Annotated in this window: 16 protein-coding genes and 1 other RNA gene; 11 read left to right on the plus strand and 6 right to left on the minus strand. The window is 45.2% G+C overall.

Translation table 11 applies throughout. The features are described from left to right. Positions 1-83: 83 nt before the first annotated feature. Positions 84-1,439: a DegQ family serine endoprotease gene (locus JC606_RS11080; RefSeq protein ID WP_198778611.1), complete on the minus strand. Its 1,356-nt coding sequence runs from the start codon at positions 1,437-1,439 to the stop codon at positions 84-86. A gap of 127 nt (positions 1,440-1,566) precedes the next feature. Then, positions 1,567-2,022: a Z-ring associated protein ZapG gene (zapG, locus tag JC606_RS11085; protein WP_004740761.1), complete on the minus strand. Its 456-nt coding sequence runs from the start codon at positions 2,020-2,022 to the stop codon at positions 1,567-1,569. Positions 2,023-2,241: 219 nt separating this feature from the next. On the opposite strand from zapG, the gene zapE reads away from it, so the two are divergent. From zapE to sspB, 8 genes are all read left to right on the plus strand, one after another. Further along, positions 2,242-3,345, plus strand: coding sequence for a cell division protein ZapE (zapE, locus tag JC606_RS11090; RefSeq protein WP_171366900.1), 1,104 nt, complete (start codon positions 2,242-2,244; stop codon positions 3,343-3,345). Positions 3,346-3,592: 247 nt separating this feature from the next. Further along, entirely contained in the window at positions 3,593-4,021 is a 429-nt protein-coding gene (gene rplM / locus JC606_RS11095) for a 50S ribosomal protein L13 (RefSeq protein ID WP_004740759.1), read from the plus strand. 15 nt (positions 4,022-4,036) lie between these two features. After that, positions 4,037-4,429 carry a 30S ribosomal protein S9 gene (gene rpsI / locus JC606_RS11100; protein WP_004740758.1) on the plus strand — a complete coding sequence of 131 codons (393 nt, stop codon included), beginning with the start codon at positions 4,037-4,039 and terminating at the stop codon, positions 4,427-4,429. 331 nt (positions 4,430-4,760) lie between these two features. Then, positions 4,761-5,351, plus strand: coding sequence for a ubiquinol-cytochrome c reductase iron-sulfur subunit (gene petA / locus JC606_RS11105; RefSeq protein WP_063523420.1), 591 nt, complete (start codon positions 4,761-4,763; stop codon positions 5,349-5,351). Next, positions 5,351-6,616 carry a cytochrome b gene (locus tag JC606_RS11110; protein WP_063523419.1) on the plus strand — a complete coding sequence of 422 codons (1,266 nt, stop codon included), beginning with the start codon at positions 5,351-5,353 and terminating at the stop codon, positions 6,614-6,616. The genes petA and JC606_RS11110 overlap by 1 nt, the downstream gene beginning before the upstream one ends. After that, positions 6,613-7,350, plus strand: coding sequence for a cytochrome c1 (locus JC606_RS11115; RefSeq protein WP_198778598.1), 738 nt, complete (start codon positions 6,613-6,615; stop codon positions 7,348-7,350). Before JC606_RS11110 ends, JC606_RS11115 begins: the two co-directional genes overlap by 4 nt. A gap of 97 nt (positions 7,351-7,447) precedes the next feature. Then, complete coding sequence (gene sspA / locus JC606_RS11120) at positions 7,448-8,083, plus strand: stringent starvation protein SspA (RefSeq protein ID WP_004740754.1); 636 nt, start codon at positions 7,448-7,450, stop codon at positions 8,081-8,083. A 5-nt stretch (positions 8,084-8,088) separates the two neighbouring features. Next, positions 8,089-8,583 (plus strand): ClpXP protease specificity-enhancing factor, encoded by a 495-nt coding sequence (sspB, locus tag JC606_RS11125; protein WP_170222453.1) that lies wholly within the window; start codon positions 8,089-8,091, stop codon positions 8,581-8,583. Positions 8,584-8,681: 98 nt separating this feature from the next. Here the strand turns inward: sspB and JC606_RS11130 are convergent, their stop codons facing one another. The 4 genes from JC606_RS11130 to JC606_RS11145 are packed head-to-tail and all read right to left on the minus strand — an operon-like array spanning position 8,682 to position 12,099. Then, the gene (locus JC606_RS11130; protein ID WP_061033385.1) at positions 8,682-9,287 is read right to left on the minus strand and encodes a BON domain-containing protein; all 606 of its coding nucleotides are present in this window, start codon (positions 9,285-9,287) and stop codon (positions 8,682-8,684) included. Positions 9,288-9,303: 16 nt separating this feature from the next. Beyond that, complete coding sequence (locus tag JC606_RS11135) at positions 9,304-9,894, minus strand: phosphoheptose isomerase (protein ID WP_004729817.1); 591 nt, start codon at positions 9,892-9,894, stop codon at positions 9,304-9,306. A 2-nt stretch (positions 9,895-9,896) separates the two neighbouring features. Then, the gene (locus JC606_RS11140; protein WP_102423064.1) at positions 9,897-10,295 is read right to left on the minus strand and encodes a YraN family protein; all 399 of its coding nucleotides are present in this window, start codon (positions 10,293-10,295) and stop codon (positions 9,897-9,899) included. Then, the gene (locus tag JC606_RS11145; protein ID WP_198778599.1) at positions 10,282-12,099 is read right to left on the minus strand and encodes a penicillin-binding protein activator; all 1,818 of its coding nucleotides are present in this window, start codon (positions 12,097-12,099) and stop codon (positions 10,282-10,284) included. Before JC606_RS11145 ends, JC606_RS11140 begins: the two co-directional genes overlap by 14 nt. 61 nt (positions 12,100-12,160) lie before the next feature. Here JC606_RS11145 and rsmI point away from each other — a divergent pair, with 61 nt between their 5' ends. The 3 genes from rsmI to rsmH all read left to right on the plus strand — a co-directional run bounded on the left by rsmI (position 12,161) and on the right by rsmH (position 14,841). Then, positions 12,161-13,027 carry a 16S rRNA (cytidine(1402)-2'-O)-methyltransferase gene (rsmI, locus tag JC606_RS11150; protein ID WP_008223677.1) on the plus strand — a complete coding sequence of 289 codons (867 nt, stop codon included), beginning with the start codon at positions 12,161-12,163 and terminating at the stop codon, positions 13,025-13,027. Between the two features lie 243 nt (positions 13,028-13,270). Continuing rightward, positions 13,271-13,662: RNase P RNA component class A (rnpB, locus tag JC606_RS11155), an RNA gene on the plus strand. A 228-nt stretch (positions 13,663-13,890) separates the two neighbouring features. After that, on the plus strand, positions 13,891-14,841 hold the full coding sequence (gene rsmH, locus JC606_RS11160; protein WP_198778600.1) for a 16S rRNA (cytosine(1402)-N(4))-methyltransferase RsmH: 951 nt from the start codon (positions 13,891-13,893) through the stop codon (positions 14,839-14,841).

A 14,841-nucleotide genomic window follows, 5' to 3' on the forward strand; every position in this document is an offset into this window, starting at 1 on the left:
TTTGATTCATCTAAATAAAAGGGAGACTGAGTAAGTTTAAAGCAAACTTACAAAGTCTCCCTGTGTTTGTGTCAGCGAAGTAGCTATCGAATTACGAGGTAGATGGTTCTATCGCCTCGCTGGATATTGAGTGCTAATACGCCTGGTTGTTTTTCAACAATCGCTCTAAATTCAGCGAGGTTCTTAACCGGCTGACGGTTTACTCCAATGATGATGTCATCTTTCAGAAGTTGATAAGCTTCCGCTGGTGAACCTTGAGCAACGCTGGATACTTTCACGCCTGTTGCAGGGTCATTGCTAGTGGTGTTGGTAAGCTCGGCGCCAGTTAGCCCTTCGTGAAGCTTCTCGGCTTTGGTTTTGCTATTGGTTGACTCACCCAGCGTTACATCGAAGGTTTTATTCTTACCATCGCGAACGACACCTAACTCGCTCTCTTTGCCTGCACCGAGCGTTGCGACTTTTGCTCTTAACTCGCTGAAGGTATCGATGCGCTTACCATTAATAGAGACGATAATGTCACCCGCTTTTAATCCAGCGTCATCAGCGGCACTGTCTGGCACAACTTGGCTAACGAAGGCGCCTTTACTGGACTCGTAACCTAATGCCTCTGCAAGCTCTGAGGTGATCTCACCACCTTGAACGCCAAGCATGCCGCGTTTAACTTCACCGAAATCGATAATCTGTTCTGTTAGGTTTTTCATCATGTTGGATGGAATTGCAAAGCCGATACCGACATTCCCTCCGTTAGGGCCAAGAATGGCTGTGTTGATACCAATCAGCTCGCCATTTAGGTTCACTAGCGCACCACCTGAGTTACCGCTGTTGATTGCGGCATCGGTTTGAATGAAGTTTTCGAAGTTTTCGAGGTTGAGGCCGCTTCGTCCAAGTGCAGAAACGATACCTGATGTCACGGTTTGGCCAAGTCCAAATGGGTTACCAATCGCCACAGTGAAATCACCGACTCTCAACTTATCGGAGTCTGCGAGTTTTATCTGAGTCAGGTTCTTGGCTTTTTCTAATTTTAAGAGGGCAATATCAGACATCTGGTCACCGCCGATAAGCTCAGCATCGTATTCTCGACCGTCATGAAGTCTTACTTTGATATCGTCAGCACCATCAATTACATGGTAGTTGGTGACGATATGGCCTTTCTTGGCGTCAATGATCACGCCTGAGCCTAATCCACGAAATGGACGCTCACGTGTTTGCTCTGGGCCAAAAAAGAATTGGAATTGTTCAGGGATTTGCTGACGTTGTACCTGTTTGCCTTCAACGGCGATACTAACCACAGCGGGGGTCACTTGTTCAAGCATAGGCGCAAGGCTTGGTAATTGTTCATTACCTACACTTAATGGTAGTGCGGCGGTTGCTTGAATGGGGGTGATGATTGAACTTAAGCTTAAAGTCAGTACAGATAAAGCAAGCAAAGGTTTTTTCATCATAAACTCCTCTCTAGTTAAGGTCTTACCCGTCTCATTACGTTTAATACGTATGAGAAGTTTCAAATGACCTGAGTGAAAGTTATGACTCAAAAACCTTTGTAAAGTTCACCTAAGTGTTAAATGTTTATGATGCTTTTGCAGTGACTACATCAGGAGCATCAATGATTTCTTTCTTCTGCTCGGTAAATAAACCAGTCGCACCATTCGCGTAATCTTTAGGTTGCTCTTCCAGTGCTGCTTCTTTGTTTGCCGACTTTTCTTGTGGCTTTTCTGAATGAGCAGCCGCTGTCTTCACAAACGGGTTGTCTTGCTCTGGCAGGTTAGGGATCAGCTCAGAGCTGGTCTTTTCCATGTGTTGGTACAGTTTTGTGTAGTCCTTACCTAAGGTGTCCAACATCTCTGCTGATTTCGCAAAGTGATCAGCCAGCTCTTGTCGCTGCTGTTCAAGGGCAAACTTTGCGCTATCTAATTCTTTCTGTACGTTCTTTTGCTTCTTGTATTCAGGTGTCATGAGACGAGAAATAGCGACCCCTAGAATAACTCCGACTAGTAAACCGGCAATGGCATACATCCAAGGCATAACAGCTCCTTATTATTGTTTTTTAACATGTTTGTTACTGCTTAGTTACACGTGCTACGGCTCCATGGTACTATGAGAAAGCCGCAGTATAAAGAGAAATGCATGTGCGCTACTTAGCAGTTTAATGCTGCATTATTCGCCGCATAATGTCACGTCCCTTACTGTTTGAGCTTAATTTTATTCGCTGTCTGATATCGCTTTCATTGTGGAAATGTCGTCATGAATCCCGTCAAAAAATACGAACAAGATATAAAAGAGCATGGATTTCAAAGAGATCCAGCACAAGAGCAAGCCGTTAAATCTTTAGATGAACTTTTTCATCAGTTCCAAGATTATGTGAATACTCCTATTCCTCAATTGACTCGATTTCAGAAATTGCTCGGTAAAAAGCCAGAGCTACCAACGCCACCTAAAGGGCTCTACTTTTGGGGCGGTGTAGGGCGCGGTAAAACTTATCTGATGGATACGTTCTACGATGCCTTACCGACCACTAAAAAAATGCGAGTGCACTTTCATCGTTTTATGTATCGAGTGCATGACGAATTAAAGGCGCTGGGCAATGTGAGTGATCCTCTGCCTTTGGTTGCTGATAAGTTGAAGCAAGAGGCGGACATTATCTGTTTCGATGAGTTCTTTGTTTCAGATATAACCGACGCGATGATCTTAGGAACCTTATTCCAAGAGTTATTCGCACGAAACGTTATCTTAGTTGCGACCTCAAATATTCCTCCTGCAGACCTGTATCGTAATGGTCTACAACGTGCGCGTTTCTTACCTGCGATTAAGCTGATTCAAGACAACTGTCATATTCTCAATGTAGACAGCGGCATTGATTATCGTCTACGTACCCTAGAGCAGGCTGAGATATATCACTATCCACTCGATAGCCAAGCGAACATCAATCTTGAAAAGTACTACAACCAACTGGTTGGGGAAGATAAAGAGAGACTCAAGCAGATTGAAGTGAATCATCGTCAGTTAGATGTTATCGAAGCAAGCGATGGCGTGTTGCATGGTACCTTTGCTCAGCTTTGTCAGTCGGCTCGAAGCCAGAATGATTATATTGAACTGTCGCGCGTTTACCACACGGTTCTCTTGGCTGATGTACTGCAAATGGGCGCGACTTCTGATGACGCAGCAAGACGTTTTATCGCACTAGTGGACGAGTTCTATGAGCGCAATGTAAAGCTGATTATTTCTGCGGAAGTAGAGCTTGAAAATTTATATACCCACGGCCAGCTAGAGTTCGAATTTAAACGTTGTCAGTCGCGTTTAATTGAAATGCAGAGCCATGAATATTTAGCAAAAGAGCACTTGAGTTAGCTAGGATTATCTCGATTGAGAAGTAGAAATAAAAAAATCGTGATTTTGTTCAAAAAGAGGTGATTTTTTCTTCGCTCTTCTCTATAATCCTGCGACCTACCGTTACTGCGGGCCTCTAACGATGAGTTAAATCACGTTATGCCAAGAGTTTTCCAACACTCGAAGGGGTGATGAATGGTGACTCTTAGACAGTGGGAATACGCGAGTATTCCTTAAGTGTAAATTTTTTAAATAGGTAATTATTAGCATGAAAACTTTCGTTGCTAAACCAGAAACTGTAAAACGCGACTGGTATGTTGTAGACGCTGAAGGTAAAACTCTTGGTCGTCTAGCAAGTGAAATCGCTTCTCGCCTTCGTGGTAAGCACAAAGCAGAATACACTCCTCACGTAGACACTGGTGATTACATCATCGTTGTTAACGCTGAGAAAGTTGCTGTAACTGGTAACAAAGCTAAGGGTAAGGTTTACTACCGTCACTCTGAGTTCCCAGGTGGTCTTAAGTCTATCACTTTCGAAAAGCTGATCGACAAGAAACCAGAAATGGTTCTAGAACTAGCTGTTAAAGGTATGCTTCCACGTGGTCCTCTAGGCCGCGCTATGTACCGTAAGCTAAAAGTATACGCTGGTGCTGAGCACAACCATGTTGCTCAACAACCACAAGTACTAGACATCTAATTGGGGATTATGAAAATGGCAGAGAATCAATACTACGGCACTGGTCGTCGCAAAAGCTCAGCAGCTCGTGTTTTCATCAAACCAGGTTCTGGTGAGATCGTAATCAACAAGCGTAGCCTTGATGTTTACTTCGGTCGTCCAACTTCTCGTATGGTTGTTAAGCAACCTCTTGAGCTAGTTGAACTAACTGAGAAACTTGACCTTTACATCACTGTTTCTGGTGGTGGTATTTCTGGTCAAGCTGGCGCAATTCGCCACGGTATCACTCGCGCTCTTATGGAGTACGATGAAACTCTACGTCCTGCTCTACGTGCAGCTGGCTACGTTACTCGTGACGCTCGTTGCGTTGAACGTAAGAAAGTTGGTCTACGTAAAGCACGTCGTAAACCTCAATTCTCTAAGCGTTAATTTTTCTTTACGAAAAAGTATACGCTCCCAGTTTTATTACTGGAATTGTGGTTCAAAGCTCGGCTATATGCCGGGCTTTTTGTTTTTCTCCCCCCTGCTAAATGCTTTTCCCCTCTCGTTTTATTTCCAAATTCTTGTATTTTGAAAGCTTTTGTAACTCAATGTGCGCTTTGCCTCATGATTGTTACAAAAAGGTAGCTTTATCTTGTCAAAAAGTAGGGTTTTATTTATCATTTGCCGTCAATAAATAGAACTAAATACATATTTTGTTAGCCATGCTCTTTAATCGGAATAATTTTAATCCACAAGGAGCAAATGGGAGAATGTTTGGATGAGCAACGCGCCTTTAAATAACGGTCGCAGGCGTTTCTTAACCGCAACAACAGCCGTTGTTGGTGGTTTGGGAGCTGCTGCTGTAGCCGTGCCTTTTATTAAATCATGGAATCCGAGTGCCAAGGCGAAAGCTGCGGGTGCACCGGTGGAAGTGGAAGTCAGCAAGTTAGAACCGGGACAAATGGTTCGTGTCGAGTGGCAAGGTAAACCTGTCTGGGTTGTACGCCGTGCTGAGTCGGTACTAGAAAACCTAAAATCTATCGGTGGTCAACTTCGTGATCCTCAATCTGAAACTGAACAACAACCAGAATACGCACAGAACGAATTCCGTTCAATTAAGCCGGAATTCTTCGTTGCTGTTGGTTTCTGTACGCACTTAGGTTGTTCTCCGACTTATCTACCAGATTCTTTCGCAGAACAAGTACAAGGTGTTAAGTCTGGTTTCTTCTGTCCGTGTCATGGTTCGAAATTTGATATGGCTGGTCGAGTATTCCAAGGCGTGCCTGCACCATTGAACCTTGTTGTGCCAAAGCATATGTATTTAAGCGACACCAAGATCCTGATCGGTATTGACGAGGGAGATGCATAATGCAAGGACTACTAGACTGGGTTGAAAAACGTATACCCGCGATGAATGCTTACAAAAAGCACTTATCTGAATACCCAATGCCTAAGAACTTTAACTTTTGGTACCTTTTCGGTTCTTTGGCAATGTTGGTATTGGTTAACCAAATCCTGACTGGTATTTGGTTAACAATGAACTACGTACCGTCTGGTGATGGTGCGTTTGCTTCAGTTGAATACATCATGCGTGACGTAGAATACGGTTGGTTACTACGTTACATGCACTCGACGGGTGCTTCGGCATTCTTCGTAGTTATCTACCTGCACATGTTCCGTGGTCTAATCTACGGTTCTTACCAAAAACCTCGTGAGTTACTTTGGATCTTCGGTATGTTGATCTTCTTGGTGCTTATGGCCGAGGCTTTCATGGGTTACCTACTCCCATGGGGTCAAATGTCTTACTGGGGTGCTCAGGTAATCATTTCTCTGTTTGGTGCGATTCCTGTTATCGGTGATGACCTAACGCTTTGGATCCGTGGTGATTACATCATCTCTGGTGCAACGTTGAACCGTTTCTTCGCACTGCACGTTATCGCGCTACCAATCGTACTTCTACTGCTTATCGTACTTCACGTACTAGCACTGCACGAGGTTGGTTCGAATAACCCAGACGGTATCGAGACTAAACTTCCTAAGGGTACAATGGGCGACGGCTACAAAACTCAGTTCCCATTCCACAAGGATTATACGAAGAAATACGACATCATCGACTCTATTCCTTTCCACCCATACGGGACTGTGAAAGATATGGTAGGTGTTGCTGGTTTTCTATTCTTGTTCTGTTACGTGCTGTTCTTCAACCCTGAAATGGGTGGATATTTCCTTGAGCCGCCTAACTTTGAAGCTGCGAACCCACTGAAGACACCTGAGCACATCGCTCCTGTATGGTACTTTACGCCTTTCTACGCAGTCCTACGTGCGGTTCCTGACAAGCTGCTAGGTGTTGTAGCGATGGGCGCATCAATTGTTGTGCTATTCCTACTACCGTGGTTTGACCGTTGTAAAGTACGTTCGTACCGTTACCGTAGCAAATTGCATTTGATCAATATCATCCAATTCACAATAAGCTTTATTGCGCTTGGTGTACTTGGTGCGCTTCCAGCAACGCCAACTTACACGCTACTAGCACAAATCTTTAGCTTAGGTTACTTCATGTTCTTCGTTCTACTGTGGTTCTACAGTAAAAATGAAGCGACGAAACCATTACCAGAAAGGGTGACATTCAAATGAAAAAGTGGATTGTAATTTTATTCGCTATGTTGCCGTCTTTGGCGATGGCAGCGGGTGCAAACGTACCATTAGACAAAGCGAACAATGACTTAACGGACAAAGCCTCATTGCAAAATGGCGCTAAGATGTTCATGAACTACTGTTTCGGTTGTCACTCGACGCAGTACCAACGTTATGAACGTGTTGCGAATGACTTAGAGATCCCTGTAGATCTAATGAAAGAAAATCTGATTTTCGACCCTGAAGCGAAAATTGGTAGCTTAATGGTTAATGCGATGCCTTCTGAGCAAGCGGCAAGTTGGTTTGGTGCTCCGCCACCAGATCTAACTTTGGTTGCTCGTGTTCGTGGGGCAGATTGGCTATACACGTACCTTCGTACTTTCTATGAAGACCCGTCTCGTCCATTTGGCGTGAACAACATTGTTTTCCCAAGTGTTGGTATGCCGCACGTTCTTGAAGAGCTGCAAGGTATCCCTACACCAATCTACGATACTCACATTGTAGATGGCGAAGAAGTAACAGTGGTTGTTGGTACTGAGACTGATGGCTCTGGTGAACTAAGTGCTGGTGAATACGATGAAGCGGTTCGCGACCTAGTTAACTTCCTAGTTTACTCGGGCGACCCTGTTCAACTTGAGCGTCATGCTCTGGGTTGGTGGGTAATGGCTTTCTTAGTAATCTTCACTATCATTGTGATTCTGCTGAAGAAAGAGTATTGGCGTGATGTGCACTAATTGTGCTATAATACCGTGCTAATTCCCAAATTATGTTAATGTTCAATGGAGGCTTTAGGCCTCCATTGTTTTTATTTAAAGTGTACTGGAGGGCTCCATGGCTGTAGCTGCCAATAAACGTTCTGTAATGACTCTTTTCTCAAGTGCTTCTGATATGTATAGCCATCAGGTGCGCATCGTTCTTGCTGAAAAAGGCGTAAGTGTTGAAGTTGAGTTGGTTGATGAAAAAAATCTTCCAGCAGAGCTTGTTGAACTGAACCCGTACAAATCAGTACCAACTCTTGTTGATCGTGAGCTTGCTCTTTACGACTCTAAGATCATCATGGAATACCTAGATGAGCGTTTTCCTCATCCACCATTGATGCCTGTATACCCGGTTGCTCGTGGTAATAGCCGTCTAATGATGTACCGTATTGAGCGCAACTGGTACTCAGTTGCAGAGAAGATCGTTAAAGGCAACGCTGAAGAATCTGAAGCGGCACGTACTAAACTACGTAACGATCTACTGACTCTAGCTCCTATCTTCGCAGAGTACGAGTACTTCATGAGCGAAGAATTCAGCCTAATCGATTGCTACCTTGCTCCGCTACTATGGCGTTTACCTGAGCTTGGTATCGAGCTAATTGGCCCGGGTTCTAAAGAACTTAAAGTTTACATGAACCGCGTATTTGAACGTGATTCATTCCTAGCTTCTTTAACGGAAGCTGAGCGCGAGATGCGACTAGTTCGCTAAGCGTTATGGATATCTCAAATATGACACCACGCCGACCATACATGCTTCGTGCATTCTATGATTGGCTGGTTGATAACGAATTGACTCCACACCTTGTAGTTGAAGCAACACTACCAGGCGTGCGAGTTCCAGAAGAGTTTGTTCAAGACGGTCAGATCATTCTGAACATCGCACCTCGTGCAGTTGGACAACTTGAGCTGGGTAACGAAGCTGTGACGTTTAGCGCTCGTTTTAGTGGTCGTCCTCACTCTGTGATCGTTCCACTTTATGCTGTACAAGCGATTTACGCTCGTGAGAATGGTGCAGGTACCATGTTTGAACCTGAAGAGGCTTACATGGAATCGTTCGAAGAAGGGATAGAAGAAAGTCCTTTCGAAGAGCCAGAAAAAGGCCCATCTTTGAGTGTTGCAACGGCGGAACCAGAAGCTGAAGAGCCAGACTCAGATCCTGAGCCACCTCGCCCGGCGAAAGGTCGTCCAAGCCTTCGTGTTATCAAATAACGTTAGTTATAAGTAACGACTCAATAAAAAGCAGCGACTCATCGCTGCTTTTTTCTTTTCTGTTACCTGCTGATTTCTTTGCAGTTTTAGCTTAATCGCTAGTTAACGGCTGTCTCTTCTTCACCATATTCAAATGCTCGGATTACCTGCTTCACACCGGAAATGTTGCGTGCAACTTCCGTCGCGATATCTGCGTGTTCACGAGATACTAAGCCCAGTAAGAATACTTCTGAATCTTCAGTGATGACTTTCACCTTGATGCCGTTCAGCTCAGAATTAGCGAGCAGAGCCGATTTCACTTTCGTGGTAATCCAGCTGTCTTTGCTGATAGCGCTAACAGAGAGAGGCTCTTTCACGCGAATCTGATTGTGAATCGTGTCGACGCCAGGTACATCTTTCGCTTGGCTCTCAAAAGAGCGGCGTTCAGCATCTGTTGTTGCTTGGCCCATTAATACCACCGAGCCGCGATAAGAGCTTGCTGTGACACGAACGCTACCACGGTATGGCTGTTTGTTAGTGATGGCTGCGACTTCAAATTCGATATTGTTGTCGTTCCAAATCTCTTTAGTGGTTCGCGTGTCAGTGACAATGTTTGCAGTGGTTGCTGCACCAGCAATGAAAATGCCAGCACAACCAGACAAAGATAGTGTAAGTAGCGAAACACTAATCAGCTTCAATAGCGTCTTAGAGGTAAATGATTTCATTGTGATGCTCCGTATATCACTCTTCGTGAGCAGGGAAGAGTACTTGATCGATTAGGTCACATAGGCAGTGTAGTGTCACCATGTGCACTTCATGAATGCGCGCTGTGCGGTGTGACGGGATACGAATTTCTACATCGTGCTCACCAAGCAAACCTGCCATTTCACCACCATCTTTACCGGTAAAGGCGATGATAGTCATGTCACGAGTTACCGCTGCTTCCATCGCTTTAATGATGTTCTTGCTGTTACCGCTAGTCGAGATAGCCAGTAAAATATCACCCGTTTGACCAAACGCACGCACCTGTTTAGAGAAGATCTCTTCGTAGTGGTAGTCGTTTGCAACCGCAGTAAGCGTGGTGTTATCAGCGGTAAGGGCCATTGCTGGTAGGCTAGGGCGCTCGGTTTCAAAACGGTTAAGTAGGCATGATACAAATTGCTGAGCGTTTGATGCGGATCCACCATTACCACAACATAGGATTTTGTTTCCGTTGAGCAAGGTAGCAACCATAGCTTGAGCGGCGTGCGTGATTGCATCTGGTAGTGCTTCTGCAGCCGCAATTTGGATTTGAATACTTTCTGTAAAACTTTCTTTAATGCTGTCTAGCATGTTTATCCTTGGGTAATCGCGTTTTGAATCCAGTTGATATGATCATCTGGCCCTTCAATGGCAATGATATCAAACCTGAAATCTGTGGAATGTACCGACAAGCCTTGCTGCATCAGCCACACTTGGGCTGTTTTGAGTAGCCTTTGTGACTTCTTCGCTGTCACCATCTCAGCGGCATGTCCGTAGCGAGTTTGCTTACGGTATTTTACCTCGGCAAACACAATCGTATTGTTATGGCGCATTATAAGATCAATCTCGCCACATTTTGCTATGAAGTTTTGTTGAATTAACGATAAACCGTGGCGGGTCAAATAGGCCTTTGCCACGGCCTCGTATTGATCACCCACTTGTTTATGGGTGACCTTTGCTTTGGACAAGAACGTTCGGCTAAAAAGCCCCATGCTCTGCCCAGCTGATTTCACGTTGTACAACGCAGTTGTTGTCGATGGTTAACACACCAGTTTCACCCGGAATACTGTAACCCTGTACGGCTTTCATCTGTGGTAGCGCATCCATTAGGTAGTATGCATCCATACCTAGCGCTTGTAGACGTTTCTGGCCGTTTGAATGTGCTGGCCATAGTTCGTTAAGCTCTTTGTTCAGCTCACCTTTGTTTTCAACTAGCAGTGGGATATCGCTGTAGAATACACCTGTTAGGTCCTCATACTGCTTGTCGCCGCTATTACTGCGTGAGTTAGAGAACAGAGCAGGCTGGCTAGCATCTGGGTTGATCGCAACTTCAATGAAAGGCTTGATCAGCGTTAGCTCGGAGTTCTTCGCCACGATGTAGACAGAATCGATATCACGACGACTGCGTGGCTCGGTTTCTAGGTCTAGATCAAGTAGGTTATCCATTTGCGCGATGCGTTGTTGGCTCTCTTGTAGACCGAATACTTGATTCACGTTGCGTTGAAGTTGGCGTTTGTCCGAGAAGAAGCTGATTGCCACATCGTTATTGCTGTATTTCTTCCACTCTTCTTTAAACGCTTGCTCAACACGATCACCAAGGCGTCCCTTCGGAGCCAGAATCAGTGGGTATTTGTAGCCTTGAGAAAACAGGTGTTTCGCTGCTTGAGCAACCTCTTGCTCAGGAGATAGAGCGAGGTAACAAATATTGGTGTCAGGTTCTAGCTGAGTTGGAATATTCAGAGCTAAAGCTGGAATCGAGTTCTCGTGATTTTTCTGCGCTTGCTGAAGCTTAGTGATGTTGCTCTTAATCAGCGGGCCAACGATGAAATCAACATTGTTCTCTTCAAGTGTCGCTTTAATTTCAGCGGCACTTTGAACATTGGTGTCCATAACCGTCAGCGTTGCATCTTCTTCGCGCTCTTTGTCATTCATCATCGCAAAGATGAAACCATCACGTACCAGTTGTGCTTGCTTACCATATTTACCCGTTAGCGGTAGTAGCAATGCAGTGCTGGTTGGCTTGCTGATCTCTAAGGCTAAGATGTCCGTGATCGCTTGCGGTGTATAAGTAGCAGCAGGATGCTGAGGATTCTCGGCTAACCAATCAGACAGGGTTTCCTGTAGGTTTGGCAGGTTCGAGTTGAGTGTCTTCATGTAAATAGCGAGTTGTAACCAACCGGCTAAAACGTCTTCCGTCGGTGACGTTTTCAGTTCCAGAATCTCATATTGAGAGTAGCTATTTAGATTGTGCCAAATTCGATCTGCAGCTTGCTGCTGGATCTCGTCGTTATCTTCTGCGTACTCAGAATAAAGAACAAGTTCACGGCTCGCCTCGAAATACTCGCTTCGCATCTCTGAAATATTCGCGCGTAGCTCGTGGTAATCTTTCCACTGCTCGTTTGGCAGTTTCCACCAAGGCTGAAAGTTTAGTTGGCTGTACGCTTGATCCGGCTGTGAGTTATTCACTAACAGTTGAGCTCGAGCGAGTTGCCATTCTGCTTGCTGAACTTCAGTGAGCTCTTGTTTTGCTAAGCGTTTGATAAGCAGTGTCGCTTGGTCGGTTTTACCAGCTTGCACAGAAGCTTTAAGCGCCATGATCAACCAGTCGTTTTGTAGGCTTCCTTTGCTACTGTCCGCTTGCATCATGTAACTTTCAGTGGATTGCACTGGATCTAGTGTAATATCTACGCTTGTTGGTGCTTGTGGACCTGAAGAACAAGCCGCCAATGTAATTGCTAATGCAATTGGAGTTAGTAAGCGTGGTACACTGAGTCTCTTATGGTTCATCGTTGCCATGAGTTCTTTAAATTCCGTATAAATTTGTATCTATATTAATCGTTGAAGTGATGGTAAACAAATGACAGATAACAAAACCTTGCTCACAGAGAGCCCAACTCTCTACATTGTGCCAACCCCAATCGGAAATTTGGGAGATATCACTCAAAGAGCAATTGAAATCTTATCAAGTGTCGATGTTATTGCAGCCGAAGACACACGCCACACGGGTAAGCTGCTTGCTCACTTCAATATATCAACCAGAACGTTCGCTTTACATGATCATAATGAACAAACTAAAGCTCAAGTTCTAGTCGAAAAGCTATTAGAAGGTCAGTCTATCGCATTAGTCTCTGATGCGGGTACACCTTTAATCAGTGATCCAGGTTACCATCTTGTATCACAATGTCGTCAAGCGGGTGTGAGAGTTGTGCCACTTCCTGGCGCTTGTGCTGTGATTACCGCGTTAAGTGCGTCAGGTTTACCATCGGATCGTTTCAGCTTTGAAGGCTTCTTGCCGCCTAAGAGTAAAGGTCGTAAAGATAAGTTCCTAGAGATCGCGAAAGCTGAGCGCACGTGCATCTTCTACGAATCACCGCACCGTATTTCTGACTCTTTGCAAGATATGCTTGAGATTTTAGGCCCTGACCGTGAAGTTGTATTGGCGCGTGAGCTAACTAAGACTTTCGAAACCATTCAGGGCCTGCCTCTTGGTGAGCTGATTGAATGGATTGAAGAGGACGCGAACCGTAAGCGTGGCGAGATGGTATTACTGATTCATGGTCATCGTGAAGAAGCGAGCACTGAATTACCAGATGAAGCGACTCGTACGTTGGGTATTCTGACCAAAGAACTACCTCTTAAAAAAGCGGCCGCAATGACAGCAGAAATCTACAACCTGAAAAAGAATGCGCTGTACAAATGGGGCCTAGAGCACTTGGATGGCTAATGCTTCTGTAGTGATTTAACGCTGATACAGATAAAAGAGCCCGCAATGAGCCTCTTTTATCTGTATCTCTTATCACAGCACTCTAATCCGCTTCTAGTTCTTAGCTCTTTTTTCATCTCGAATCTCGAATCTCGCCACTCGCATCCGTTCTCTAGGTCAATTCCCCATCAGTTAATCATTGGTTTACACCATATTTGTGATCTCGCTAGACACTGCACACGAATCTCTATACAATCCGCCCTCGGAGTTGAACGGGTAATCGCTGCTTTGCTGATGTCCTTCGGGAGACTGGCAGAGGGGAGGAACGTCCGGGCTCCATAGAGCAGGGTGCCAGATAACGTCTGGGGGGCGCGAGCCCACGACAAGTGCAGCAGAGAGAAGACCGCCGATGGCCTCATTTCTTCGGAAGGGGCACAGGTAAGGCTGAAAGGGTGCGGTAAGAGCGCACCGTGCGACTGGTAACAGTTCGTAGCAAGGTAAACTCCACCCGGAGCAAGATCAAATAGGCCCTCACATTGCGTTGCTCGCGTATGGGGGCGGGTAGATTGCTTGAGCCTGTGAGCGATTGCAGGCCTAGACGAATGGTTACCGCCGCGCAAGCGGAACAGAACCCGGCGTATGTGTCAACTCCACCCATTTTAAGAACCCATCATTACTTAACGGTAGTGATGGGTTTTTTGCTTTATATTGACGTAAATTATTTAGATTTCCTTAAAATCCGTCATCTTGGTATGAGCTTGGGTCAAAAATTCCCAAAGCCTGTACACAATATGGTGGAGATACAGCGTGAAATCAGTACACTAAAACGTTAACAGAACAAATTATTGCCGAACTAATGGCTCAATCCACTCACTGAGAAGACTATGACAGAAGCATTCAAACATATTTCAGTATTGCTTAACGAATCTATTGACGGACTTGCGATCAAACCTGACGGTACCTACATCGATGGTACTTTTGGCCGTGGTGGTCACAGCCGTACAATCCTGTCTAAACTGGGCGAGAATGGACGACTATTTAGTATCGACCGCGATCCACAAGCGATTGCAGAAGCACAAAAAATTGATGATCCTCGCTTTACTATCATCCACGGTCCATTCTCAGGCATGGCTGAATACGCAGAGCGTTATGATTTAGTGGGTAAGGTTGACGGTGTTCTGCTGGATTTAGGCGTTTCTTCACCACAACTTGATGACGCTGAACGTGGCTTCAGTTTCATGAAAGATGGCCCGCTGGATATGCGTATGGACCCAACTTCGGGCATTCCTGTATCTAAGTGGTTACTAGAAGCGGATCTTGATGACATCACTTGGGTGATTCGTGAGTTCGGTGAAGACAAGCACGCTCGTCGTATCGCGAAAGGCATCATTGCTTATCAAGAAAACGAAGAGAATGAGCCGCTAACTCGCACTGGTCAGTTAGCTAAGCTTATCTCTGATGTAGCACCAAAAAGCTTCAAAGAGAAAAAGCACCCAGCAACGCGTGCTTTCCAAGCATTCCGTATCTACATTAACAGTGAACTGGAAGAGATCGATACGGCACTAAAAGGCGCAGCAAGCATTCTTGCTCCAGAAGGTCGCCTGTCTGTTATTAGCTTCCACTCACTTGAAGACCGTATGGTGAAGCGCTTTATTCGTAAAGAGAGCCAAGGCCCGCAAGTACCTCACGGCCTTCCGTTAACGGAAGAGCAGATCAAAGCACTAGGCAGTGCTGATCTTAAGCCTGTCGGTAAAGCGATCAAACCATCGAAAGGCGAAGTGGATGAGAACACTCGTTCACGTAGCTCAGTATTACGAATCGCAGAAAAGCTATAG

This window comes from Vibrio sp. IB15 (assembly GCF_016406055.1).
In the GTDB taxonomy this organism is placed as follows: domain Bacteria; phylum Pseudomonadota; class Gammaproteobacteria; order Enterobacterales; family Vibrionaceae; genus Vibrio; species Vibrio chagasii.